Consider the following 24,028-nt stretch of genomic DNA (forward strand, 5'->3'; position numbering starts at 1 on the left):
GACGACCGGCAGGGGACATTAGCCCGCTCGGGGCTGATCCGGCGACAGGCCTACGAGGGGGCGCTGTGAACCCATCCCTGGGCGCTACCGATGCCATCCCTGGCATAGGCCCCCCTCTTCGACCTATCCCCGGCACCCCTCGCTAGTTCGGGCGCCCAACAAACAGGTCACTCAGCGGCGGTTCTCGGCCACGAATTTCTGCACCTCGGCCAGCTCTGCCGGCAGCACGGTGTAGCGCTCCTCACACTCCAGAAGGTCGTCCATGTGCGGTGGCAGCGGCACCCCCGGGAAACCGGCCTTGACCACCGCATCGGCAAACTTGGCCGGGTGGGCCGTGGCCAGGGTGATCACCGGGGTCGTGGCATCGGCACGCTCGCGCTCGGCGGCACGGTAGCCGGTGGCGGTGTGCGGGTCGAGGACCTCCTGGGTGCGGTGATGCGCCTCGCGGATCACCTCCAGGATGGTGGCGTCGTCTACGCTGTGGCTGGCAAAGGACTCACGCAGCCTGGCCAGCGGCGCCTCGGCCAGGGCAGTCGGTTCGGCCTGGAAGCGCTCGAGTAGGGCCTTCACCGCGGCGCCGTCACGCTCATAGGCTTCGAACAGCAGCCGCTCGAAGTTGGATGACACCACGATGTCCATCGAAGGGGCGAGCGTGGCGACCAGTTCCTGCTTGGAGAAGTCGTTGTCGGCCAGCGTGCGATGCAGGATGTCGTTGGCATTGGTGGCGATGATGAACTGCTTGACTGGCAGTCCCATGCGCTTGGCCATGTAGCCGGCGAAGACGTTGCCGAAGTTGGCCGAGGGCACACAGAAGCTCACCTGGCGCTGCGGCGCACCCAGCGCCACGGCCGAGGCGACGTAATAGACGATCTGGGCCATGATGCGCGCCCAGTTGATGGAATTCACCGCCACCAGCCGGGTGCCGTTCAGGAAGCCCTGATCAGCGAAGCTCGCCTTGACCATGGCCTGGGCGTCATCGAAGTTGCCCTCAATGGCGACATTGAAGACGTTATTGGCCAGCACCGTGGTCATCTGGCGGCGTTGCACCTCCGAGACACGCTGGTGAGGATGCAGGATGAAGATGTCGAGGTTGTCGCAGTGGCGGCAGCCCTCGATGGCTGCCGAGCCGGTATCGCCGGACGTCGCACCCATGATGACGGCACGCTCGCCGCGCTTCTGAAGGAAGTGGTCGAGGATGCGACCCAGCAGCTGCAGGGCCACGTCCTTGAAGGCCAGCGTCGGGCCATGGAACAGCTCGAGCAGGAAGTGGTTGGCATCCAGCTGGTTGAGCGGCACCACAGCGTCGTGGCTGAAGGTGGCATAGGCCTCCTCGACGATGCCCCGAAAGGTCGCGTCGTCGATCTCGCCGTTGACGTAGGGCTTCATGACCCGGAAGGCGATCTCGGCGTACGACAGCCCGGCCATATCGGCCAGGTCGTCATGGGAGAGCGTCGGGACCTCCTCCGGCACATAGAGGCCGCCGTCGCTCGCCATACCGGTGAGCACGACCTCCTCGAAGGAGAGCGCGGGCGCTTGCCCGCGGGTGCTGATATAGCGCATGGCTCACTCCTGCTCGTCGAGGCTTTCCACCCGGATACGGGTGACGGGGCCGGCAATGTCGGCCAGCGACTCGATCAGTCGCATCGCCTCGTTCATCTGCTTCTCGCGGGTACTGTGGGTCAGCAGGATGATCGGCACCAATTCGCCCTCCTTGGCCTCCTTCTGGATCAACGCCTCGATGGAGATGCCCTGCTCGGAGAGGATCGTCGCCACCCGCGCCAGCACTCCGGGGCGATCCACCGCCAGCAGCCTCAGGTAGTAGGCAGAGAAGATATCCTCCATGGGCATGATCGGCAGGTCGCTCTCCTGCTCGCCGATACCGATGAAGGCCAGATAGGGCACCCGGTAGTGGTGGGCGGTGGTGATATCGCGCGCCACGTCCAGCAGGTCGGCGACCACCGCCGAGGCGGTGGGCTCGGCACCGGCACCGGCGCCGTAGTAGAGGGTCGGCCCCACGGCATCACCCATGATGGCGATGGCATTCTTGACGCCATAGACGCTGGCCAGCAGCCGCTCCTTGGGGATCAGGGTCGGGTGCACGCGCAGCTCGAGCCCCGTTTCGGTGCGCTTGGAGATGCCCAGATGCTTGATGATGTAGCCCAGGTTATCGGCCTGCTCGATATCCTCGGCGGTGATCCGCGAGATGCCCTCGGTGTAGGCCTTGTCGAACTGCAGCGGCACGCCATAGGCGATGGAGGCCAGTATCGTCAGCTTGTGGGCGGCATCGATGCCCTCGACGTCGAAGGTCGGGTCTGCCTCGGCGTAGCCCAGTGCCTGGGCCTCGGCGAGCACGTCCTCGAAGGCACGCCCCTCTTCGCGCATGTGGGTCAGGATATAGTTGCCGGTGCCGTTGATGATGCCAGCCACCCACTCGATGCGGTTGGCGCCCAAGCCCTCGCGCAGCGACTTGATCACCGGAATGCCGCCGGCCACCGCCGCCTCGAAGGCCACGATCACGCCCTTCTCGTGGGCGGCCCGAAATATCTCGTTGCCATGCACGGCGATCAGCGCCTTGTTGGCGGTCACCACGTGCTTGCCATTCTCGATGGCGGTGAGCACCAGTTCTCGGGCAACGTCATAGCCGCCGATCAGCTCGACCAGCACGTCGATGTCGGGGTTGGTGGCCACCTCGAAGACGTCGGAGGTGGTCTTGATACCGGTGGTATCACAGTCGGGATTGAGGCTGCGAAAGGCGACCTGCTCGATGACGATCGGACGCCCCGCGCGCCGGGCGATATCATCGGCATTGCGCGTCAGCACGTTGAAGGTTCCGCCCCCGACGGTTCCCAGGCCACAGATTCCCACTCTCACCGGTTTCAATGTCATTCCCCTCGTTCTGGCGTGTGTCTCAGCGTGGATCAGGCCCACCCGGGCCCGTTGTGCGGACGTTCATCGACGTCGGTCATCATTCGTTGAGGCCGAGCATGGCGGCCAGGCGTTCCGCCGGCACATAGCCGGGTACCAGGCGGCCGTCGGGCAGCACGATGGCGGGCGTGCCCTGGACGCCGAGCGCCATGCCCAGATGATACTGTTCCTCGACTGGATTGTCGCAGTCGGCGGCACCCGACAAGCCTTCCTCGCGTTTGGCCGCAGACATGGCCTCGGCCGGGTTGTCGGCGCACCACACCTGTTGCAGCTCCCGCCCACCCGGGGAAGTCAGGCCGCTGCGCGGGAAGGCCAGGTAATGGACCTCGATACCCAGATCATTGAGGCGTGGCACCTCCTCATGAAACTGGCGACAGTAGGGGCAGGTAGTATCGGTGAAGACCACGAGCGTGGCGCGAGACTCGCCGGTACCGCGGAAGATCACCCGCTCACTCTCAGGTACCGCGGCGAGACGCGCGCTACGCTCGGCGTTACGTCCCTGCTCGGTGAGGTTGATCAGGCCGTTCTCGCCGTTCTCGTAGAGGTCGCCGACGAAGAAATGGCTGCCCTCGGCATTGCTGTAGAAGGTCTCGCCGCCCTCCAGCCTGACCTCGAAGAAACCGTCCAGTGGTGTCTCGCGCACGCTCTCCACGGGCATGGACTGGCCATTGACCGTGAGGGTCTCGGCCAGTTGTTCGGCCGGGTCTGCTTGGGCGACGGGCAGCAAGGCAAGGGAGGTGGCGAGCAGTCCGCCGCCGAGGGTAAGGGACGATCGTCTCATGATTCAGCCTCGAGGATGATGGTCGGCGTGCAGGGCTTCCAGTCGCACCTGCGCCACATGGGTATAGATCTGCGTGGTCGAGAGGTCGCTGTGACCGAGCAGCAGCTGTACGACACGCAGATTGGCCCCATGATTCAACAGATGGGTGGCAAAGGCGTGGCGCAAGGTATGGGGCGAAAGCGGGCGGTCGATGCCGGCTGTACGCGCATGGGCCTTGATGCGGTGCCAGAAGGCCTGGCGCGTCAGGCAACGGTCTCCACGCCCGGGAAACAGTGCCGGACGGGTGATGTCGGCCATCAGCGCACCACGTGCACTGCGCAGGTAGCGCGACAACCAATCGATAGCCTCCTCGCCCAGCGGCACCAGGCGATCCTTGCCACCCTTGCCCCGTACCCGGACCACGCCCTGGCGCAGGTTGACCGCATCGGTGGTCAATCCGACCAGCTCGCTGACCCGCAGCCCGGCGCCATAGAGAACCTCGAGCATCGCCCGGTCGCGCACGCCCAGATCGGTGGAGAGGTCCGGGGCGGCGAGCAGGCGCTCCACCTCGACTTCCTCCAGGGTATCGGGGAGCGAGGGACGCACCCGGGGCAATCGGACCTCGGCCAGCGGGTCGTGGTCGAGGACCCCCTCGGCCAGCGCCCAGCGATAGAATCCCCGCAAGCTGGAAAGCAGCCGGGCATTGCTGCGCAAGCTGTAACCGGCCTCGCGACGCTCATCGAGCCAGGCCGGCAGCACTACACCAGCAGGCGCAAGCAGCCGCTGATCGACGCTCTCGAGGCGCGCTATCCAGGCAACCAGGTCGTGGCGGTAGGCAGCCAGGGTATTATCGCTCGCGCCCCGCTCCAGCCAGAGGCCGTCGAGGAAGGCGTCGACCAGTGTGCCCGCATCCATGGTGGTTTCCATACGGCTCCCGGACATGCCCAAACGGAACGAAACCCCGCCCCGCGGCAGCGGTGACGGGGCTTCGAGGGGTGCAGGGCCTGAGGCCCCGGCACCATGGGCCAGCAGAGGCAGTCGCCTCAGGCCAGCTTTTCCTTGATACGGGCGGAACGGCCGCTGCGCTCACGGAGGTAGTACAACTTGGCCTGGCGTACGTCACCACGACGCTTGACCTCGATGGAATCGACCAGCGGGCTGTAGGTCTGGAAGGTCCGCTCGACACCGACACCGTGGGAAATCTTGCGCACGGTGAAGGCCGAGTTCAGGCCTCGGTTGCGCTTGCCGATCACCACGCCTTCGAAGGCCTGGAGGCGCTCGCGAGCGCCTTCCTTGACCTTGACCTGGACGACCACGGTATCGCCGGGGGCGAAGACCGGGACTTCCTTGCTCATCTGCTCGCTCTCGAGCGCCTGGATCACCTTGTTCTTGCTGCTCATGTCATTGACTCCTTGATAACCTGATCCACCGGTCGGCTTGAGTCGCCGGCGAATCGTGATCCCGGCGCCCGAGTCGAACTCGCGAGCGCGGGAATGCCGTTGGTGACACAGGTCCGCCCAGCCCGCCCAGGGGCTCGTGGCGTCCTGCACCTCCGCCCTGACCTATCGGGTGGCCAGCGCGTAGTCCTCGATGAACTCCTCGAGCAGCTTGCGCTGCTCGGCACTCAACGTCCTGCCTTCCAGCAGGTCGGGGCGCCTGAGCCAGGTCCGCCCCAGAGACTGCTTGAGCCGCCAGCGCCGGATGGCACCATGGTGGCCGCTGAGCAGGACCTCCGGCACCCGACGCCCGTCGACCTCCTCCGGGCGCGTATAGTGCGGACAGTCCAGCAGTCCGTCGTTGAAGGAGTCCTCGACCGCGGAATCCTGATGGCCCAGCACCCCGGGCACCAGCCTTGCCGCCGCATCGATCAGCACCATGGCCGGCAGCTCACCGCCGCTGAGCACATAGTCGCCGATCGACCACTCCTCATCGATGTCGGCTTCCACTACCCGCTCATCGATGCCTTCATAGCGTCCGGCCACCACCACCAGGGGTGGGCCCGACGCCAGTTCCTGCACGCCCGTCTGATCCAGGCGGCGCCCCTGGGGCGACAGGTAGATGACCTTCGCCCGCGCTCCGGTGGCCACCTCGGCCCGCTCGCGGGCAGCGTGTATGGCCGAGCGCAGGGTATCGACCTTCATCAGCATCCCCGGACCACCCCCATAGGGGCGATCGTCCACGGTGCGATGGCGGTCGGTAGCGAAGTCCCGGGGATTCCAGAACTCCAGTGCGATGCGACCCTGGTCCACCGCCCTGCCTGTAACGCCATGGCGAGTGACCGCCTCGAACATCTCGGGAAACAGCGATACCACGCCGATCCACATCGCCGATCCTGCCGGGGTCGAGCCGAATGTCAAAATTCGGGATCCCAGTCGACGGTCATCATGCCGGCTTCGAGATCCACCTCCAACACCACCTCGCCGGGCAGGTAGGGTAGCAACCGCTCGCGTGCCTCGACGCCCTCGTCGACCTCGCCCGTGACCACCATGACGTCGTTAGCCCCGGTCTCGAACAAGTAGTCGATGCACCCCAGCGCCAGCCCCTTTCGGGTCACGACCCGGAGTCCTTCGAGCTGATGCCAGTAGTACTCATCAGCGTCGAGTTCGGGCAGTTCGGCCTTGGGCAGCAGAATCTCCGCCCCGGCCAGGGCCTCGGCCGCCTCACGGCCATCTACACCCTCGAGCTGGACCACCAGGCCCTTGCCTTGGCGACGCCCCTGGACAACGATTGCCCGAGTCAGCGTCGCCCCCTGGCGTATCATCCAGGACGCATAGTCCAGGATGCCGTCCATGGGGCTGGTGTACGAGTACACCTTCAACCAGCCCTTGACACCGTGGGGGCTGGTCAACTTGCCCAGCACCACATGATCGACGGCGGGCTGCGCTTGCGCCTGTTCGCTCATCGACGATCCCTGGATCGTTACAGCCACAAGTCAGGCCCTTCAGGCCTGCTTGCGGGCTTCCTTGACCAGCTCGGCGACGCGGTCGGAGAGCTGGGCACCCTGGCTCTGCCAGTGGCTGATGCGCTCCAGATCGATGCGCAGGCGCTCTTCCTGACCACGGGCCACGGGGTTGAAGAAGCCCAGACGCTCGATGAAGCGGCCGTCACGAGACTTGCGAGAGTCGGTCACGGTGAGGTGGTAGAAGGGACGCTTCTTGGCGCCACCACGTGCCAGACGAATGGTAACCATGCGTTGATTATCCTTCGGTTGAAGTTGCGGATGTTTCGGCCGAGGTGCCGAATCCTGCTGGCCCCTCGACGATCTGCTATGGGAAGCGGGCCGACGGCCCAGCTTCGGGTCATTCGGTCACGACGATGGCCGCGTCAGTCGCGGTCCTGCCAGTGAAGACGCAATATTCTACGGAAAACCGCCCGACTTGGAAACCTTTTTGCGGGAGTCGGCCCGTGGCGGGAAGGCTCAGCGCCGGGGCATGCCACCGGGACCGCCCATACCACCAGGACCACCCGGGCCCCCACCCCCCATCATTCCTGACATGCCGCGCATCATCTTCTGCATGCCGCCTTTCTGACCCGCCTTCTTCATCATCTTCTGCATCTGCTTGTGCTGCTTGAGCAGGCGGTTGAGGTCCGGTACCTGCAGGCCGGCACCGGCGGAGATGCGTCGCTTGCGCGAGCCGTTGATGATCTCGGGCTTGCGTCGTTCCTGGGGGGTCATGGAGTTGATCAGCGCCTCGAGCTTGCCAAGCTCCTTCTCGGGGCCTGGACCCTGGGCCATCTCGGCCATCTGGCCCATCCCTGGCAGCTTGCCCATCAGACCACCCATGCCGCCCATCTTCTTGAGCTGCTGGAGCTGGTCACGAAAGTCCTCGAGATCGAAACCCTGGCCCTTCTTGACCTTCTTGGCCAGCTGCTCGGCCTTCTTCTTGTCGACGGTACGCTCGGCTTCCTCGATCAGCGACAGCACGTCGCCCATGCCGAGGATGCGCGACGCTACGCGATCCGGATGGAAGGGCTCGAGGGCATCGACCTTCTCGCCCACGCCCATGAACTTGATCGGCTTGCCGGTGATGTGGCGCACCGAGAGCGCCGCACCGCCACGGGCATCACCATCGGCCTTGGTGAGGATCACCCCGGTCAGCGGCAACGCCTCGTGGAAGGCCTTGGCGGTATTGGCGGCATCCTGGCCGGTCATGGCATCGACGACAAACAGCGTCTCGTCGGGTACCACGGCCTTATGCAGCGCCTGGATCTCGGCCATCATCGCCTCGTCGATGGCCAGGCGACCGGCGGTGTCGACGATCACCACGTCATGGAACTGGATCTTGGCGTGCTTGATGGCCGCCTTGGCGATATCGACGGGCTTCTGGTCGGAGCGCGAGGGGAAGAAGTCGACCTCGACCTCGCGGGCCAGGGTCTCGAGCTGGTCGATGGCCGCCGGCCGATAGACGTCGGCGGAGACCACCAGCACCTTCTTCTTCTCTCGCTCGCGCAGGTAGCGCGCCAGCTTGGCCACCGAGGTGGTCTTGCCCGCGCCCTGCAGGCCGGCCATCAGCACCACGGCCGGGGCGCTCTTGAGGGTCAGCCCCTCGTTGGCCTCGCCCATGATCGCCTCGAGCTCCTGCTGGACGATCTTGACGAACTGCTGACCCGGGGAAAGGCTCTGGGAGACCTCCTGCCCCACGGCGCGCTCGCGTACGCGATCGATGAACGCCTTGACCACCGGCAAGGCCACGTCTGCTTCGAGCAGCGCCCGGCGCACCTCGCGCAAAGTGTCCTTGACGTTGTCCTCGGTCAGGCGCGCCTGACCCTTGATCGACTTGAGCGTCTGCGACAGACGCTCGCTGAGGTTCTGGAACATGGGCCTCTCCACTGACGATGGCCGGAGAGCCGACCCGGCACCGACCGGGGGCTCCCTGCAATGGGCGAAAATTATACGCTCTGTGGCCGCCAGTCTCCATGCATGGCGGGCATTCCCGCCCTCCAGAGCGGCGCCATGCTGTGCGCGGCCGGGCGGATTCGGTATAGTGGCGGCTCCATTTCCTACCATCAGGCGCTGGCGCAGGCGCACGGACAGCGATAAATGCAGCCGCTATCACTTGCCGTCATGGCCTTCATCTTCTATCTCGGGGCCGCCTCCTGGCAGGGGCTGACCCTTATCCGGCGGGTGCCGCCACGCGCCATGCTGGTACGCAGCCTGGGCCTGCTCGGCCTGCTCTGCCACCTCCCCCTGGCCGCCACCCTGCTGGCCCGAGGCGACTCCCTTCTGCCTGGGCTCTCCACCAGCGCGGTGCTGGTAAGCGGCCTTGCCGTTCTGGTGCTGCTGTTGGTCAGCCTCTTCAAGCCGGTCCTCAATGTCGCCACCGGTCTGTTGCCACTGGCCGGCCTGACCCTGCTGCTGGCCGTCGGCCTGCCGAGCCCCGAGCGCGGGACCGGCATGACCCCGGGGATCGCCCTGCACGCCCTGAGTTCCGCGCTGGCCTTCGCGCTGCTGGCCATCGCCGCCATCCAGGCGGTGCTACTCGGCGTCCAGAACCAGGCGCTGCGCCACCACCACATCCGCGGCGTGGTTCAGTCGCTACCGCCGCTGACCACCATGGAGCGAATCCTCTTCGAGCTGATCTGGGCCGGCATGATCCTGCTGACCCTGTCGATCGTCAGCGGCTTCCTGTTCCTCGACAACATGTTCGCCCAGCACCTGGCCCACAAGTCGATCCTCTCCATGGCCGCCTGGGTGATCTTCGCCACGCTACTGTTCAGCCACCATCGACTGGGCTGGCGAGGCATGCGGGCGGTCCGCTGGACCCTGGGCGGCTGCCTGGTGCTGCTGCTGGCCTACTTTGGCAGCAAGTTCGTGCTGGAGATCCTGCTCGACCGCGGATGACGCCCGCGCGCCTTGACACCGGATGACTGAGCCCCTACAACTCGAGCCTGATACGCCTGTGAGGACCCTTCGACTTGAGTGACGACTTCCCGCTGGGACTGCTTTTCGGCCTGCTGCTACTGCTTGTCTGTCTTTCCGCCTTCTTCTCCAGTTCCGAGACCGGGATGATGTCGATCAACCGCTATCGCCTGAGTCACCAGGCGAACAGCGGTGAGCGCCCCGCTCAGCGGGTACTGCGCCTGCTGGCCCGTCCCGACCGGCTGATCGGCGTGATCTTGATCGGCAACAACCTGGTCAACAACTTGGCCGCAGCGATCGCCACGGTGCTCGCCATTCATTTCTTCGGCGAGGTCTCCGGCCCGGCCATCGCCCCGCTGATCCTCACCATCGTGATCCTTATATTTGCCGAGGTGGGTCCCAAGACCTATGCGGCGATCAAGCCAGAGCGCATCGCCTACCCCGCTTCGCTGGTGCTCGAGCCGCTGCTCAAGCTGCTCTACCCGCTGGTATGGCTGGTCAACGCGATCTCCAACGGTCTGCTTCGACTGTTGGGGGTAAGAAACATCGACGGGGGAGCCGACACCCTGACCCGCGACGAGCTGCGCACCGTGGTCCATGAGGCCGGCACCCTGATTCCGCACCGCCACCAGGCGATGTTGCTGTCGATCCTCGACCTCGAGAACGTCACCGTGAACGACATCATGGTGCCGCGCCACGAGGTGATGGGCCTCGATCTGGACGACGATCTGGAGGAGATCCTGGCCCGTATCCGCACCAGCCAACACACCCGGGTACCGGTCTACAAGGGCGATATCAACAACATCATCGGCATGCTCCACCTGCGCAACGCGGCGCGCTTCCTGTCCCGCGGCGAGGTAACCAAGGCGGCCATCGTCCAGGAGGCCCGCGAGCCCTATTTCATCCCCGAATCCACTCCGCTGCACACTCAACTGCTCAATTTTCAGAAGCAGAAGCGGCGTATCGGCATCGTGGTGGACGAGTACGGCGATGTGGAGGGACTGGTGACCCTGGAGGACATTCTCGAGGAGATCGTCGGCGAGTTCACCACTGACGTGGCGGGCCTGAATCAGGAGATTCACCCCCAGGAGGATGGCAGCCATGTGATCGATGGCACCACCAACATCCGCGACGTCAACAAGGCACTGGGCTGGCAACTGCCCACGGATGGCCCCAAGACCCTCAACGGCGTGATCCTCGAGCACCTTGAATCATTCCCCGACGGCCCCGCCTGCCTGCAGATCGGCACCGTACGCATGGAGATCCTTGAGGTGCGCGACAACCTGATCACCGCGGCACGCTGCTGGCAGCCGATCCGTCGTCCCTCACGCCGCGGCTGATCCCTACGCTCGCCGCTGTTCGCCGTCGGCCCAGCCATCGGCCTCGGCCTTGAGCGCACGCACCCGGGCCTCGATGTTGCGCCGACTCGCCTCACCGGGCTGGATGGGCTCACCGAAGAACAGTGCCACCCGCGCCCGGAAGCGCCGGGGCGGACTGCTCAATGCCTTGCCGCCATGGTTCGAGGTCCAGGACCCCCAGAGACCGGCTAGTCCGGCGGGCACCACCGGCACTCCATCTCGGGCTAGGATCAGCTCGAGCCCGCGGCGGAAGGGATGCACCTCGCCATCCGGGCTCAGACGGCCCTCGGGAAACACCATCACTACCTCGCCCTGGCGCAGCGCACGACTGACCTCGTCCAGGGCATGACGCACGCTGCCCGGATCACGACGGTCGGCATCCACGGGGATGGCCCCCACCAGGCGGAACAACCAGTTGAGCCAGGGCGAATCGAAGATCGGCTTGTCCATCAGGAAGCGCAGCGGCCGGGGGCTTGCCCCACCGACCACCAGGGCATCCATGAAGCTGACGTGATTGCAGACGACGATGGCAGGACCATACGGCGGAATCTGGTGTCGACCGCGGAAACGCAATCGATAGAGGAGGTGGACCAGCATGAAGACCAGCCAGCGCAGGCAGGGCCGAGGTGCACTGGCCACTCGCCAGCTCCCCGCTACTACTGCCAGGCCCGTGACTCCCCATAGCCAGGAGGCCATCATGACCCGCCAGGCGCTTGTCGGAGACCGGCCAGGATGGTCGAGAGCAACTGATCGAGCAGCTCACCCACCTCAAGCGGCTCACCCTGCCAGTGCCCGAGGCGCTCGTTAAGCCCGAGCTGGACCAAGCCATGGACGCTGCCCCAGAGGGTACGACTCAGTCGTCGCGCCTCCGGGTCGTCCAGCGCCGGCTGGTACTCCTTGAGGGTTGCCTCCACGCGCAGGAAGAGGCCTTCGATCATTTCGTTCTGCCGCTGATCGAGCTCGCCCTCCTGAGCCAGGGGGTAATCGAACAGCAGCTGCCAACGGTACGCATCCTGACGAGCAAACTGCCAGTAGGCCCTGGCCAGCGCCTTAAGCCGCTCCTCGGGAGCCACATCGGCGAGCAGTGGCTCGATCACCCCACGCAGGCGCGCCAGTGTCTCGATGTTGACGTGCTGAAGCAGGTTGCCGAAGCTGCCGTAGAGCTTGAGCAGGGTGCTTGGTGCACAGCCGACCTCACGGGCGAGGGCACGCAACGACAGCATGTGGGCCGGATGCTCCTGCAGCCAAGCATCGCATGCGGCCATGACCTGGGCATGAAGTGCCTCGGGAGCATGCTGTCTGGGACGGGCCATCGGGTTTCTCGCAAGGTAGTGTCGGGCATCGCGGGCCGGGCAGCCAAGGATACTCTCATCGAACACTGTTTTCGACAGAATATCCCACCCGGATGACGATGCAAGCCGGTGACAGGATCGCCGTCCGTTCGCCGCTTTTCACACCAGGTCGACTTGGTTACCCTGGCGCCCCACCACCCCGGAGACCCCATGGCCGGTCGACTGTACATCGCCCCCCTCGAGCTCGAGCGCCTGTTGCCCGACCTGGTCGCCGAGACCACGCTGATCACCGGCGCCAACCTGGCCCCACGGCGTCCATTGTCGATCCTGCGCCTCGAAGGCGGCCAGCTGCGTCAGGCGAACGCCTTCTGGGGACTCACGCCTCCCTGGTTGAAGGTGCTCGATCACGCGCCCCACTGCGCTCGGGCCGAGGCGCTGACGACCCGCCCCATGTTCCGCGAGGCCTTCGGCGCACGCCGCTGCCTGGTGCCGGCCAGCGGCGTCTATGTGTGGAAGCCGCAGCCACGCTTCAAGCAGCCTTTCCTGGTGACGCGGGCCGACCGTGGGCCGCTGCTGCTGGCGGGGCTCTGGTGCCGCTTCCATACCACCCTGAGCGAATACAATGATTCCATGGCACTGATCACGGTGCCCACGGAGGGGCTGCTCGCCCCGCTCACCGACCGGCTGCCGGCAGTGATCGACCCCGGCAACGTCCGGCGTTGGCTCGATCCACAGACACCGCTGGCCGAGGCACAGGCGCTGCTCGCACCCGCTCCCGGGGAACTCTTGGGCGCTTTTCCGGTATCAAGACGAGTGAACGATCCGGCCAACCAGGATCCGGCATGCGCCCATCCCACCGGGCCCATGCTGAACCACCCCGTCCCTCAGGAGCGATGATGACACAGCTTTTGTCTGCCCCCTTGCGCCAATCGACCCGCCTGCTCACCTGCCTCGGCGTGGCCGTGACCTTGATGGCGGGCCTGGAAGCTCAAGCCGGGACACCCGAAGCGTCAGAGGCCATCGACGAGGTCGTATCGCCGCGGGTCAGCCCTCACGATGACCGCGACTACCGTGCGCTGACCCTCGACAACGGCCTCTCTGTTCTGCTGGTCAGCGACCCGCAGGCCGACCAGGCCGCCGCCTCGCTGAACGTCGGCGTGGGCAGCGCTCAGGACCCGGAGGACCTGGCCGGACTAGCCCACTTCCTCGAGCATATGCTGTTCCTGGGCACCGACGCCTACCCAGAATCGGATGCCTATCAGGCCTACTTATCACGCCACGGGGGCAGCCACAACGCCTTCACCGCTCCCCAGGACACCAACTACTTCTTCGACATCGAGCCCGACGCCCTGGCCGGGGCCCTGGACCGCTTCAGCCGCTTCTTCGTCGCTCCGTTGTTCAACGCGGATCGCCTGGAGAGCGAGCGCAATGTGGTGCACTCCGAGTACCAGGCCCGCATTCGCGACGACGGCCGCCGCGCCAGTGATGTCCTCGACCAGTTGCTCAATCCCGACCACCCGACCACCGGTTTCTCGGTGGGTAGCCGCGAGACCCTGGCCGACCGCCCCGAGGGCGAGCCGAGCCTGCGCGAACGCGTGATCGGCTTTTACGAGGGCCACTACGGCGCCAACGTGATGCATCTGGCCGTGGTCGCTCCCCAGCCCCTCGATGATCTGGAGGCCATGGTCACCGAGCGCTTCGCCGAGATACCGGACCGCGGTCTTTCCCGCCCGGTCATCGAGACGCCGCTGGTGACGGATCAGGCACTGCCCCGCGCTGCCGAGATGCAGTCGGTACGTGACAGTCAAAGGGTCAGCTTCCTGTTCCCGGTGCCCGACCCCCAGTTGGCCTACCGCCATAAGCCGGCCGACTACCTGGCACACCTGCTCGGTCACGAAGGCGAGGGCAGCCTGCTCGCGGTGCTGCGCGAGGCGGGCTGGGCCGATGGCCTCTCCGCAGGCGTGACCCGCGGCGACGGCCGCCATGCGCTGTTCGCCGTGGACATCAGCCTGACGCCGGATGGCGCCGAGCGGCTCGATCGCATCCAGGAAAGCCTCTTCGCCACCATCGAGCGGATCCGCAATGCTGGCCTGGAGGCCTGGCGCTACGCGGAGCAGGCGCGCCTGGCCGAGCAGCAGTTCCGATTTCAGCAGCACGGATCGCCGCAGAGCGATGCCATGCGGCTGGCCATGAATCTGTCACGCTATCCGCTGGAGGATGTCAACGTCGCCCCCTACCTGATGGAAGGCTTCGTTCGTGAACAGATCATGCGCTGGCTGGACGGCCTGCGTCCCGACCGCCTGCTGAGGCTCTACAGCGGCCCGGACGTCGAGGGCGACAAGGTCTCGCCATGGTTCGATGCGCCATGGCGCGAGGTGAAGGCAACAAGTGCGGCCGAGCCGCTGGCGGGCCTTGCCCTGCCCGAGCCCAACCCCTACATCGCCGAGGATCTCGAGCTGCTCGACGGCCACGACGAGACTCCCGAAAAACATATCGAGGAGCCGGGCTTCAGCTTCTGGCACAAGGCAGATGCCACCTTCGACACCCCCAAGGTAGAGTGGCGCTTCAGCCTGCAGCACCCCGCCGCCAGCCAGGAGGCTCGCGAGGCAGCACTCTCCCGGCTGCTCGCCGGCTGGCTCGGCGACAGCCTCAACGAGACCCTCTACCCGGCACGCCTGGCCGGGCATGATTTCGAGGCCTATGCCCACGCCCGGGGCATCACCCTGTCCTTCTCTGGCTGGCGGGACCGCCAGGATCGTTTGATCACCCGGGTCCTCACCCAGCTGCAGGAGGGCGAGATCGAGGCGGCGAGCTTCGAGCGGGTGCACTATCGTCTTCAGCGCGAATGGCGCAACGCTCCCCAGGATGCCCTCTACCGGCAGGCCCATCGGACCCTATCCGAGGCCCTGGTGCGCCCCCAGTGGCCTACCGAGGCCCTGCTTGAGGCAAGCCGCGAGCTCGGCGTGGAGGAGCTGCGCGACTTCCGTGAACGCTTCCTGGCCGAGCTGCGCCTGGAGGCCATGGCCGTGGGCAACATCGATGACAACCTCGCCGAGCGTGAAGCCTGGCTGGTCGCCGAGAAACTCTCCCCCTCCCTCGCATCCGACGAGATCCCGGACCTCGTCCCCCTGCAGGCCGACGACCTGCCCACGCTGACCCCGGCCACTACCCGGGAGGAGTCGCTGGTACTGCGCTATCTGCAGGGACCGGACCGCTCGCTCGACAGCCAGGCGCGCCTGGCGGTGCTGGGCCAGCTGCTGGAAACCCCCTTCTACCAGCGCCTCCGCACCGAGGAACAGCTCGGCTATGTGGTCAACGCCGGCTACTCGCCGATGCTGGACGCTCCGGGCATCAGCCTGCTGGTGCAGTCCCCCGACACGGAAAGCGAGGCGATCCAGGCCCGTATCGATGCCTTCCTGGACGACTTCACCGAGCGGCTCGCGACGCTTGAGGATGCCGACCTGGCTACCTATCGTCAGGCCGTGCACGACGAGCTGATGCAACGCGACACCAGCCTTTCCGGACGCACCAACCGGCTGTGGCGCGCACTCGCCTATGGTGACACCGATTTCGACCGCCACCGCCGTCTCGCCGAGCGAGCCCTGGCCGTGACGGCCGAGGAACTGCGTCAGGGCTGGCCGGCACTGCGCGAAGCCGGCGTGGCGCGGGTCAGTTTCGACCCGGGCGACGAGCCCAGTGACGTGCTCGCCCTGAGCCGCCATCTTGAGCCGTTGCCGGAAGGGAAGTGAGCGCGCTTCGCGCTTGTGAGTGGTGAGGAGTGAAGCAAAAAGGGCGCCGGGGGGCAGGCCGAAGAGGAGGTCCTACGCCAGGGGTGAGGAGCACTGCTCCGAACGGGCTGGCCAAGGATGGCCAGCACCGGACCTGCAAGCGGAGCGGGACGCGAGAGCGCAGCAGGGCGTCGGTAGCGCCCAGGGAGGGGTTCACAGCGCCTCCTCGCAGGCCTGCCGCCGGATCAGCCCCGTGACCAAGTCAGCCCCGAGCCCTTTTGTTCTCAAGCATCGAAGGCCTGGGGCGGCATGATGGCTTCCACGTGCATCACCAGTTCCTCCAGGATCTGCCGGTCGCGGTCGGAGAGCGAGACGCCATTGAGCCGTTCGATCTCCCGGGCGAAGTCCTTGAGCGTCAGGCCGGCGACGGCCGGGTCGTTCATGCGCTCCCAACGGAAGGTTTCCCAACGCGTCTGCTCCTCGCTCTCCAGGGTCTCCGGGTAGCTGCGAGCCCGGTAGCGGAACAGCATCTCCTCGAGGCGCGGATCCTGGAAGGCGAAACGTGCCCCCACCAGGTCCCAGGGCTCGGTCTCGCGCACCCGCTGCATCTGCCGGCGATCCGCGGGCGAGAAGAAACCGCCGGCATAGAGCATCAGGTCCGGGTCATGCAGCGGCTCGGGAGGCGGCGCGGCGAACACCTCGGCAACCCGCTCAGCCACCTCCGGTCGGGTCGACAGCAGCTTCCAGTGTGCCCGACAGGCGGCCAGGTCCAGCCCCAGGCGCTCGACGATCGCGCCGTACTCGCCCTTGTGCGGCCCTTCCACGTCCTTGAGGGCGCTGGTCGGGAACAGCACCGGACACTTGTTGAGGTGAATCACCTTCAGCGGAATGCGCTCTTCACCCTCCGCCAAGTCATCATTGCTGACGAAGACTCGCTCGCGGATCTGCTCCGGGGTAAGTTCAAGCAGCGGGGTCGGATCCATGGAGAGATCGAAGACGATAACTCCGTTGGGATTGGAGGGGTGCTCGGCCAGCGGCATCACCAGGGCACTGCAGCCACGACTCGCCGGGTAGCGCCGTGAGATGTGCAGTACCGGCTTGCGTCCGGCCAGGTCCAACTGACGGGCGACGGCGCGCTTGCCACGCAACCCCAGCAGGTAGTCGAAGAGCTTGCCGTTGCGTTCGCGCAGCAGCCTCGCCAGGGCGATGGTGGCACGAACGTCGGCCAGAGCGTCGTGAGCCCCCGCGTGGGCGATGGCGTTGGCGGCCGTCAGGTGTTCCAGCTTGAAGCTCGGCGCGCCATCGTCGCGGGTCGGCCACTCGATACCCTCGGGGCGCAGGGCATGGAAGGCGCGCACCACGTCGATCAGGTCCCAGCGTGAATTGCCGTTCTGCCATTCTCGGGCATAGGGATCGAGCAGGTTACGGTAGAAGAGGTGGCGGCTCACTTCGTCGTCGAAGCGCAGGCTGTTGTAGCCCAGGGCGCAAGTGCCCGGCTCGCTCATGGCCGCCTCGACCCGGCCGGCAAACTCGGCCTCGGGCAGCCCCCGACGGCGGGCCTGCTGGGGGGTGATGCCGGTGATCAAGCAGGCCTGGGGATGGGGCAGGAAGTCATCGGCCGGCTTGCAGAAGAGCTCGAGAGGCTCACCGATCTCGTTGAGATCGGCGTCGGTGCGAATGGCCGCGAACTGGGAGGGCCGATCGCGCCGTGGATCGGCACCGAAGGTCTCGTAGTCGTGCCACAGGAAGGACTGCGGGACGGCGGGGGACTGCGCCATGGGCGGGAGCTCTCCGAAGGGCGTGAATTCTCGAGCCCCAGCCTAGCACAGGGCGAACGGCGGCTCAGCCGCCGTTCAGGTCTTGGGAAGCGTCACGTTGAGCTCCAGCACCGAGCAATTGTCTTCACTGTCGAGGGTGATGTTCACCGCGTCGTCGTCGATCTGCACGTAGCGGCGTATCACCTCCAGCAGTTCCTTCTCCAGCAGCGGCATATAGTCCGGCTGTCCCCGCTGGGTGCGCTGATGGGCCACGATGATCTGCAGCCGCTCCTTGGCGACCGACGCGGACTTCTTGCGCTCTCGCTTCAGGAAATCGAGCAACTTCACCGGCGGACTCCTCCAAACATACGGCTTAACAGGCCCTTCTTCTGGTACTCGTGGAAACGCAGGGGCACCTCCTCGCCCAGCAGGCGGGCCACGGTATCGGCATAGGCCTGGCCGGCATCGCTGTCGTCATCATGGGTGACCGGCACCCCTTGGTTGGACGCCCGCAGCACCGCCTCCGATTCCGGAATCAGGCCGAGCAGGTCGATAGCCAGGATCTCGCGGATGTCCTCCAGGTTGAGCATGTCCCCCAGGTCGACCCGGCTCGGGTTATAGCGGGTGATCAGCAGGTGCTCCTGGATCGGGTCCTCGCCACGTTCGGCGCGCCGGGTCTTGGAGGCCAGCAGGCCGAGAATACGGTCCGAGTCGCGCACCGAGGAGACCTCGGGGTTGGTGACCACGATCGCCTCATCGGCGAAGTACATGGCCAGTTGAGCGCCGCGCTCGATGCCTGCCGGGGAGTCGCAGATGATGAAATCGAAATCCTTGGTCAGGGTATCGAGCACCTTCTCCACGCCTTCCAGGGTCAGGGCATCCTTGTCGCGGGTCTGGGAGGCCGGCAGAATGTGCAGGTTGTCGACCCGCTTGTCGCGGATCAACGCCTGGTTCAGTCCCGCCTCGCCCTGAATCACGTTGACCAGGTCGTAGACCACGCGACGCTCGCAGCCCATGATCAGATCGAGGTTACGCAGCCCCACGTCAAAGTCGATGACCACGGTCTTCTTGCCGCGCAGGGCCAACCCTGTGGCAATGGCGGCTGCGCTGGTTGTCTTGCCGACCCCACCCTTGCCGGAGGTCACAACGATGATCTTGGCCAAGTGTCGCATCCTGTCTTGTGATGATGAAAAGAGAATGGTGGTACAAGCGCTGGTAGCCGGCATCAGCCCAGTGGCGTGATGCCCAGTTGATCGTCACTCAGCCGGACCTGCACCGCTGTGCCCAACAGACGCGGGTCGATGTCCTCGAGGCGCTTGTAATTGCCGGCCACCGAGAGCAGCTCGGCATGCAGTTCACGGCAGAAGATACCGGCCTGGGCATCGCCATGGATGCCGGCCAGGGCCCGTCCACGAAGGGCGCCGTAGACATGTACGCTGCCGGCCGCGAGCACCTCGGCGCCGGCATTGACCGCCCCCACCACCACCAGGTCACCCTCGGGTGCGGTCACCTGCTGGCCGGAGCGCACCGTACCACGATAGATACGACCGCCAACCGTGGTGCCAGGCAACGCGCCGGGCGTCACGACCTCGCCCGCCGGCTCTGACGGCTCGGCCATCTCGGCATCGCCATCACCGGTGACGCTCTCCAGAGGACGCGAACGAGGGGCTTCCTGAGGCGGGAACCAGCCCAGCCCCAGGGCCCAGGCCGATTGCTTGACCGGATCCGGCCCACCGCGCACCGCCACCGGCAGCAGCTTGTGGGCGCGGCATACCGCACAGATGCGCTCCAGGGCCAGATGCGGTTCATCGAGCTTCTCGACGTTGAGCACGACCGGGGTATGCTGGAAGAAAGCCGGTGACTGACTGAGTTTGCCCGCCAGTTGCTCGCGGATGCGCTCTGGATCGGCGCTGGTCAGCTCCATGACCGTCATCGGAAGCATCCCCCCCTTGAAGGTGAATGCCATGCTGTCCCTGTCCACTTTGAGACTCATTGCCGAACTCCACGTCGGGTGATGGTCGGGGTACAGCATCAAAGCTAAGCGAGTGGCTGCGACCCTGCAACTGATCATACGGTCATGATGGGGTCCTTGTCAGTGTCTCCGGACGGCCACACCTGCCCGCCGGTGGACTTTTCTGCCGACGCGGCACGTGCTTAGATACTCTCGACCCGGATCCCACGCCGTTACCGCCCACAATAACGACCCTCCTGCGCCCCGCCGGGGCGCGCTCCCATTGTCAGGATGCCCCATGTCTGGACTCCTTCGTCGCCTGTTTGCCCCGCGCTGGAAACACCCGGACCCCGAGGTCCGCCGCCAGGCCGCGGCCCGCCTCGATCCGTTCCGCGATGAGCAGCGCCGCACCCTCGAGCAGCTCGCCCTTGATTCCGACCCCGGGGTACGCGAAGCGGCGCTGGCCCACCTGGAGGATCCCGAGCGCCTGCTGACGCTCTGCCAGGAGGGTAATGCCTCCCCGGAGCTGCGGCACCAGCTGGTGGCCCTGCTGGCCGGCCGCCGCGGCCAGCATGACCTGGCGACACGCATCACCCTGGTGGAACGCCTCGAGGACCCCGAACTGCTCAACGCGTTGGCCCTGCAAGGCGACAACCAACAGCTTCGCCTCGCGGCCCTGGCTCGCCTCGAGGCGGAAGCGGACCTGATACACCAGGCCTGCGACAACGGCATCGCCGCCGTGCGTCATGCCGCCGCTGCCAGGGTCGAGAGCGAGGCGGGACTGTCCCGGCTGGCCCAGGAGGCACGTCGTGATCGCCAGGTGGCCCGCAAGGCACGCGAACGCCTCAACCGGATGCGGGCCGACGTCGCCTCCCTGGCGGCCGCCCGGAAGCGCCGAGAGGCCCTGCTCGAGACGCTCGAGCAACACGCCAACAGCCCTTGGGAGCCGCTCTATGCCGGTCGTTTCCGCCACCTGATACGCGAATGGGACAAGCTCGAGGACCTGCCGAATGCTCAGCAGGAGCGTCGCTATCAGGAGGCCTGCCTACGCTGCCGCAAGGTCATCGGCGACCACGAGGCCCAGGAGCAGGCCCGGGAGGCCGATCATCGTCAGCGGGAGAGTGCCGACCAGACCCGGGAGTCCCTGGTCGAGGCGCTGGAGGAGAGTCTCGATGACCTTTATCGGGGCGAACGTCTCACCGATCAGGACATCGCTAGCCTGAGTGCCCAAAAGCGCCTGCTGGCCACCCGCTGGCAGGCACTCTCGGACCAGCACCTGGCCGACGAGGCACTGCGTGACCGCTATGACCGGGTGCTTGCCGCCTACGAAGACATCGTCCAGGCGCGGGGTCGCCTGGACGAGCGAGCGGAGGCGATCGAACAGGCCCTGATGGAGGGCGATGACGAACGCTTGAAGGCCCTGGTAGAGGCTTGCGCCTGGCCGCAAGGCCTGGCTCCAACGCCGCTGTTGCAACGTGCCCGGCAGCGCCTTGTCGCCGATATCCCCCGGGAAGACGGCGACCTGGACGCCCGGCTGGCGAGATTCGTCGAGGAGCTCGACGAACTCGAACGCCTGCTCGATAGCGGCGCCTTCAAGGGCGCCAGCCGACTCTACCAGCGCTTGCGCCAGCAGGCCGATCAATTACCCCCGGCACCGCTGCAGGCCCACCAGGCGCGGCTCAAGCACCTCGCAGCACGACTCGCCGAACTCCGTGACTGGCGAGGCTTCGTGGCCGGCCCCAAGCGCGACCAACTGTGCACTGCCATCGAGGAACTGGCTGATCATTCCGCCCCGACCGAGGCCGAGCTCGATCGCCGCCATCGTCAACTGGTCAAGGAGTGGAAGGCCCTGGGCGATGCCGCCGCCAATCGCGAACAAGCCGCCCGCTTCCGTGCCGCCTCCGATCGCATTCACGAACGTCTGAGCCCCTGGCGGGAGCGCCAGCAGGCTGAGCGCCAACGTAACCTGGAGGCTCGCGAAGCGCTGTGCGAGCAACTCGAGACGCTGCTCGAGCAGCCCGCCCATGAGGCCGACCCCGATGCGCTGCGTGAGATCCGTGACCGCTCTCGAGAGCAATGGCGTCGTTTCGCCCCCGTGCCTCGCGAGCAGGCCGAGCCCGTCGGCCGACGCTTCGGGCGCATCCGCCACGACCTCCAGGCCCTGATCGACCGGCGTGCCCGAGAGATCGCCGAGGCCAAACGTGATCTCATCGGGCAGACCCGCGAGCTGCTGGCCCGGGACATGCCAGCGGTCAAGCGGGCCGACCAGGCCAAGGCGCTGCAGCGCCACTGGCGGGAGTTGGGCCGCGCCCCCAAGGGTGAGGAGCAGGCCCTGTGGCGTGAGTTCCGTTCGCTGTGCGACGACATCTTCGCCAGCCGGGAGGCCGCGCGGGATGACCAGGCACAGCGCAATCGTGCACGGCTGGATGCCATGCAGGCACTGATCGACCGGCTGGACAGCTGGCACCCGACGAGCAGTCACGAGGCCGGCATGCTGGACGAGGCCGTGCACGAGGCCACGGCACTGGAGCCTCTGCCCTCGGGACGGCGCAGCGAAGGCATGCGGCGCCGCTGGAGTGGCATCGTGCGAGCTCGCCGTGAGCGGCTGGCACGCCTCGCTCTGGCCGAGGAAGCCGAGCGCTGGCAGGCCATCCGACCACTGCTCAATGCCCACCTTCAGGCGGACGCTCGGCGACTGGAGGGCGGACCCGCCGAGCAGGTCGACCTCCCCCACGACCTTCTCCTGCCTAGCACACTGCGCCAGGCCCATGAACGTCGCAACGCTGCTCGCCAGGCCGGCGCGGAGGATGGCGTGGAGGAGCGACTGGCTCGCCTGCGGGCCCATCTGTCACTGCTGGCCGGTGGTCGCGTCAACCAGCGCGACGACCCACTGCGTCTGGCGATCCAGGTCGAACGCCTCAACGACAGCCTGGGCCAGCAGACCTCTCGCGCCGAGGAGCTCCATCGGATACTGACCGAACTGCTGGCCACCGGGCCGATGCCCGAGAGGCTCTGGGAACGCGAGGTGGGTGAGCTCGACCGCATGCTGGAGAGCCTGGCCGAACGGCCCCCACCCTGAGCAAGAAGACCGCCCAGACACACGACAGCGCGAGGCATTTGCCCCGCGCTGTCGTATCTACCGCCGGGGTCACCGACGGCAGCATGCGTGCGACGGTCGGGCGATCAGCCCATGAACTGCCCGCCGTTGATATCGATGTTGGCACCGGTGATGAAGCCTGACTCCTGATCGGCAAGGAAGGTCACTAGGCGACCGATCTCCTCAGGCGTGCCGTAGCGCTTGACCGGAATGGTCTCGCGGATGGCCTCGCGTACCTTCTCGGGGATGTTCATGATCATGTCGGTGGCGATATAGCCGGGCGATACCGTGTTCACGGTGATGCCCTTGGTGGCTGTCTCCTGCGCCAGCGACATGGTCAGGCCGTGCATGCCCGCCTTGGCAGCGGCATAGTTGACTTGGCCAAACTGACCCTTGCGGCCATTGATGGAAGAGATATTGATGATCCGGCCATAGCCCTTGTCGAGCATGCTCTCGATCACGCTACGGCAGGTGTTGAAGACGCTGTTGAGGTTGGTATCGATGACCTCGTGCCACTGATCCGGCGTCATCTTCTTCATGGTGCCGTCCCGGGTAATCCCGGCACAGTTGACCAGCACACTGACGGGACCGTGCTTCTCCTCGATCTCCTTGACCCCTTTCACGCAGGCATCAAAGTCAACCAGGTCGATCCCGGCGATGTCGATGTTGTCAAAACCCTCGGATTTCTGAGTTTCCAGCCACTTCTTGGCCTTGTCCGGATTATTGTAGCCGGCAACCACCATGTAACCTTCTTTGGCGAGCGTGCGGCAGATCGCGGAGCCGATGCCACCAGTACCACCGGTGACCCATGCGACGGGTGCTTGTGTTGTCATTGACTACCTCCCTGATATGCATGACGTGTGGCGTGGCGTCAGGCCGGCCATCGCCAGTCTTGTTCACTGATCTGTCACCTCGATGACAGCATGGGGAGTATGGACCAGAGAGAGCCGTCGGGACGAGCGTTTGAAATCAATCCTTGACCAAAGGCGAATACCTTGTAGAATACGCCCACGTTGATGCGGGGTGGAGCAGTCTGGTAGCTCGTCGGGCTCATAACCCGAAGGTCATCGGTTCAAATCCGGTCCCCGCTACCATCTTCAATGGGAATGCCAGAACCCACCGGTTCTGGCTTTTTTCATGCCTATGGTAGCGCCTACCTCGAAGCTCGTCGGGCTCGGCTCTCCACTACCCTAGGAAGGTCATCGGTTCAAATCCGGTCCCCGCCACCATCACATAGAGAAAGTCGATTCCTGCGGGAGTCGGCTTATTCGTATGCGGCATAGCCATCGGTTATCGGTTC

Annotated in this window: 21 protein-coding genes and 1 tRNA gene; 6 read left to right on the plus strand and 16 right to left on the minus strand. The window is 65.8% G+C overall.

Annotated features, from left to right (window positions below; all coding sequences use genetic code 11):
- Positions 1 to 171: 171 nt before the first annotated feature.
- The 9 genes from thrC to ffh all read right to left on the minus strand — a co-directional run bounded on the left by thrC (position 172) and on the right by ffh (position 8,504).
- Positions 172 to 1,560, minus strand: coding sequence for a threonine synthase (gene thrC / locus BMY30_RS09315; protein WP_089712858.1), 1,389 nt, complete (start codon positions 1,558 to 1,560; stop codon positions 172 to 174).
- 3 nt (positions 1,561 to 1,563) lie between these two features.
- On the minus strand, positions 1,564 to 2,880 hold the full coding sequence (locus BMY30_RS09320; RefSeq protein WP_089712958.1) for a homoserine dehydrogenase: 1,317 nt from the start codon (positions 2,878 to 2,880) through the stop codon (positions 1,564 to 1,566).
- 85 nt (positions 2,881 to 2,965) lie between these two features.
- Positions 2,966 to 3,706 carry a DsbC family protein gene (locus BMY30_RS09325; RefSeq protein WP_089712859.1) on the minus strand — a complete coding sequence of 247 codons (741 nt, stop codon included), beginning with the start codon at positions 3,704 to 3,706 and terminating at the stop codon, positions 2,966 to 2,968.
- A gap of 3 nt (positions 3,707 to 3,709) precedes the next feature.
- Positions 3,710 to 4,600: a site-specific tyrosine recombinase XerD gene (gene xerD, locus BMY30_RS09330; protein WP_244516167.1), complete on the minus strand. Its 891-nt coding sequence runs from the start codon at positions 4,598 to 4,600 to the stop codon at positions 3,710 to 3,712.
- 128 nt (positions 4,601 to 4,728) lie between these two features.
- On the minus strand, positions 4,729 to 5,085 hold the full coding sequence (rplS, locus tag BMY30_RS09335; protein WP_089712863.1) for a 50S ribosomal protein L19: 357 nt from the start codon (positions 5,083 to 5,085) through the stop codon (positions 4,729 to 4,731).
- 162 nt (positions 5,086 to 5,247) lie between these two features.
- Positions 5,248 to 6,009: a tRNA (guanosine(37)-N1)-methyltransferase TrmD gene (gene trmD / locus BMY30_RS09340; protein WP_089712865.1), complete on the minus strand. Its 762-nt coding sequence runs from the start codon at positions 6,007 to 6,009 to the stop codon at positions 5,248 to 5,250.
- Positions 6,010 to 6,038: 29 nt separating this feature from the next.
- The gene (rimM, locus tag BMY30_RS09345; RefSeq protein ID WP_089712867.1) at positions 6,039 to 6,587 is read right to left on the minus strand and encodes a ribosome maturation factor RimM; all 549 of its coding nucleotides are present in this window, start codon (positions 6,585 to 6,587) and stop codon (positions 6,039 to 6,041) included.
- A 39-nt stretch (positions 6,588 to 6,626) separates the two neighbouring features.
- Positions 6,627 to 6,875 (minus strand): 30S ribosomal protein S16, encoded by a 249-nt coding sequence (gene rpsP, locus BMY30_RS09350; RefSeq protein ID WP_089712869.1) that lies wholly within the window; start codon positions 6,873 to 6,875, stop codon positions 6,627 to 6,629.
- A 228-nt stretch (positions 6,876 to 7,103) separates the two neighbouring features.
- Positions 7,104 to 8,504 carry a signal recognition particle protein gene (gene ffh, locus BMY30_RS09355; RefSeq protein ID WP_089712871.1) on the minus strand — a complete coding sequence of 467 codons (1,401 nt, stop codon included), beginning with the start codon at positions 8,502 to 8,504 and terminating at the stop codon, positions 7,104 to 7,106.
- A gap of 222 nt (positions 8,505 to 8,726) precedes the next feature.
- Between ffh and BMY30_RS09360 the strand changes: the two genes are divergently transcribed.
- Together BMY30_RS09360 and BMY30_RS09365 are read left to right on the plus strand one after the other, a co-directional pair.
- Complete coding sequence (locus tag BMY30_RS09360) at positions 8,727 to 9,527, plus strand: cytochrome C assembly family protein (protein WP_089712873.1); 801 nt, start codon at positions 8,727 to 8,729, stop codon at positions 9,525 to 9,527.
- Positions 9,528 to 9,601: 74 nt separating this feature from the next.
- Positions 9,602 to 10,885 (plus strand): HlyC/CorC family transporter, encoded by a 1,284-nt coding sequence (locus BMY30_RS09365; protein ID WP_089712876.1) that lies wholly within the window; start codon positions 9,602 to 9,604, stop codon positions 10,883 to 10,885.
- 3 nt (positions 10,886 to 10,888) lie between these two features.
- Here BMY30_RS09365 and BMY30_RS09370 read toward each other — a convergent pair whose 3' ends face one another.
- Positions 10,889 to 11,500 carry a 1-acyl-sn-glycerol-3-phosphate acyltransferase gene (locus BMY30_RS09370; protein WP_244516169.1) on the minus strand — a complete coding sequence of 204 codons (612 nt, stop codon included), beginning with the start codon at positions 11,498 to 11,500 and terminating at the stop codon, positions 10,889 to 10,891.
- Positions 11,501 to 11,598: 98 nt separating this feature from the next.
- Positions 11,599 to 12,216: a TetR/AcrR family transcriptional regulator gene (locus BMY30_RS09375; protein WP_089712880.1), complete on the minus strand. Its 618-nt coding sequence runs from the start codon at positions 12,214 to 12,216 to the stop codon at positions 11,599 to 11,601.
- 189 nt (positions 12,217 to 12,405) lie between these two features.
- Between BMY30_RS09375 and BMY30_RS09380 the strand changes: the two genes are divergently transcribed.
- On the plus strand, positions 12,406 to 13,092 hold the full coding sequence (locus BMY30_RS09380) for an SOS response-associated peptidase (RefSeq protein ID WP_089712882.1): 687 nt from the start codon (positions 12,406 to 12,408) through the stop codon (positions 13,090 to 13,092).
- Positions 13,092 to 15,944, plus strand: a complete 2,853-nt coding sequence (locus tag BMY30_RS09385; RefSeq protein WP_089712884.1) for an insulinase family protein — start codon at positions 13,092 to 13,094, stop codon at positions 15,942 to 15,944. Before BMY30_RS09380 ends, BMY30_RS09385 begins: the two co-directional genes overlap by 1 nt.
- A 263-nt stretch (positions 15,945 to 16,207) precedes the next feature.
- Here the strand turns inward: BMY30_RS09385 and sbcB are convergent, their stop codons facing one another.
- The 4 genes from sbcB to minC all read right to left on the minus strand — a co-directional run bounded on the left by sbcB (position 16,208) and on the right by minC (position 19,673).
- A complete protein-coding gene (sbcB, locus tag BMY30_RS09390) occupies positions 16,208 to 17,701 on the minus strand; it encodes an exodeoxyribonuclease I (protein ID WP_089712886.1) in 1,494 nt (497 codons plus the stop codon).
- A gap of 75 nt (positions 17,702 to 17,776) precedes the next feature.
- Complete coding sequence (gene minE / locus BMY30_RS09395; RefSeq protein ID WP_089712888.1) at positions 17,777 to 18,028, minus strand: cell division topological specificity factor MinE; 252 nt, start codon at positions 18,026 to 18,028, stop codon at positions 17,777 to 17,779.
- Positions 18,025 to 18,843 (minus strand): septum site-determining protein MinD, encoded by an 819-nt coding sequence (gene minD / locus BMY30_RS09400; protein ID WP_089712891.1) that lies wholly within the window; start codon positions 18,841 to 18,843, stop codon positions 18,025 to 18,027. Before minD ends, minE begins: the two co-directional genes overlap by 4 nt.
- 62 nt (positions 18,844 to 18,905) lie before the next feature.
- The gene (gene minC, locus BMY30_RS09405) at positions 18,906 to 19,673 is read right to left on the minus strand and encodes a septum site-determining protein MinC (RefSeq protein ID WP_089712893.1); all 768 of its coding nucleotides are present in this window, start codon (positions 19,671 to 19,673) and stop codon (positions 18,906 to 18,908) included.
- A gap of 256 nt (positions 19,674 to 19,929) precedes the next feature.
- On the opposite strand from minC, the gene BMY30_RS09410 reads away from it, so the two are divergent.
- Entirely contained in the window at positions 19,930 to 22,710 is a 2,781-nt protein-coding gene (locus BMY30_RS09410) for a DUF349 domain-containing protein (RefSeq protein ID WP_089712895.1), read from the plus strand.
- 104 nt (positions 22,711 to 22,814) lie between these two features.
- Here the strand turns inward: BMY30_RS09410 and phbB are convergent, their stop codons facing one another.
- Positions 22,815 to 23,561 (minus strand): acetoacetyl-CoA reductase, encoded by a 747-nt coding sequence (gene phbB / locus BMY30_RS09415; RefSeq protein ID WP_089712897.1) that lies wholly within the window; start codon positions 23,559 to 23,561, stop codon positions 22,815 to 22,817.
- Positions 23,562 to 23,745: 184 nt separating this feature from the next.
- On the opposite strand from phbB, the gene BMY30_RS09420 reads away from it, so the two are divergent.
- Positions 23,746 to 23,822, plus strand: a tRNA-Met gene (locus tag BMY30_RS09420).
- The last annotated feature ends 206 nt before the right edge of the window (positions 23,823 to 24,028 follow it).

This window comes from Halomonas daqiaonensis (assembly GCF_900109725.1).
GTDB classification, from domain to species: Bacteria; Pseudomonadota; Gammaproteobacteria; order Pseudomonadales; family Halomonadaceae; genus Halomonas; species Halomonas daqiaonensis.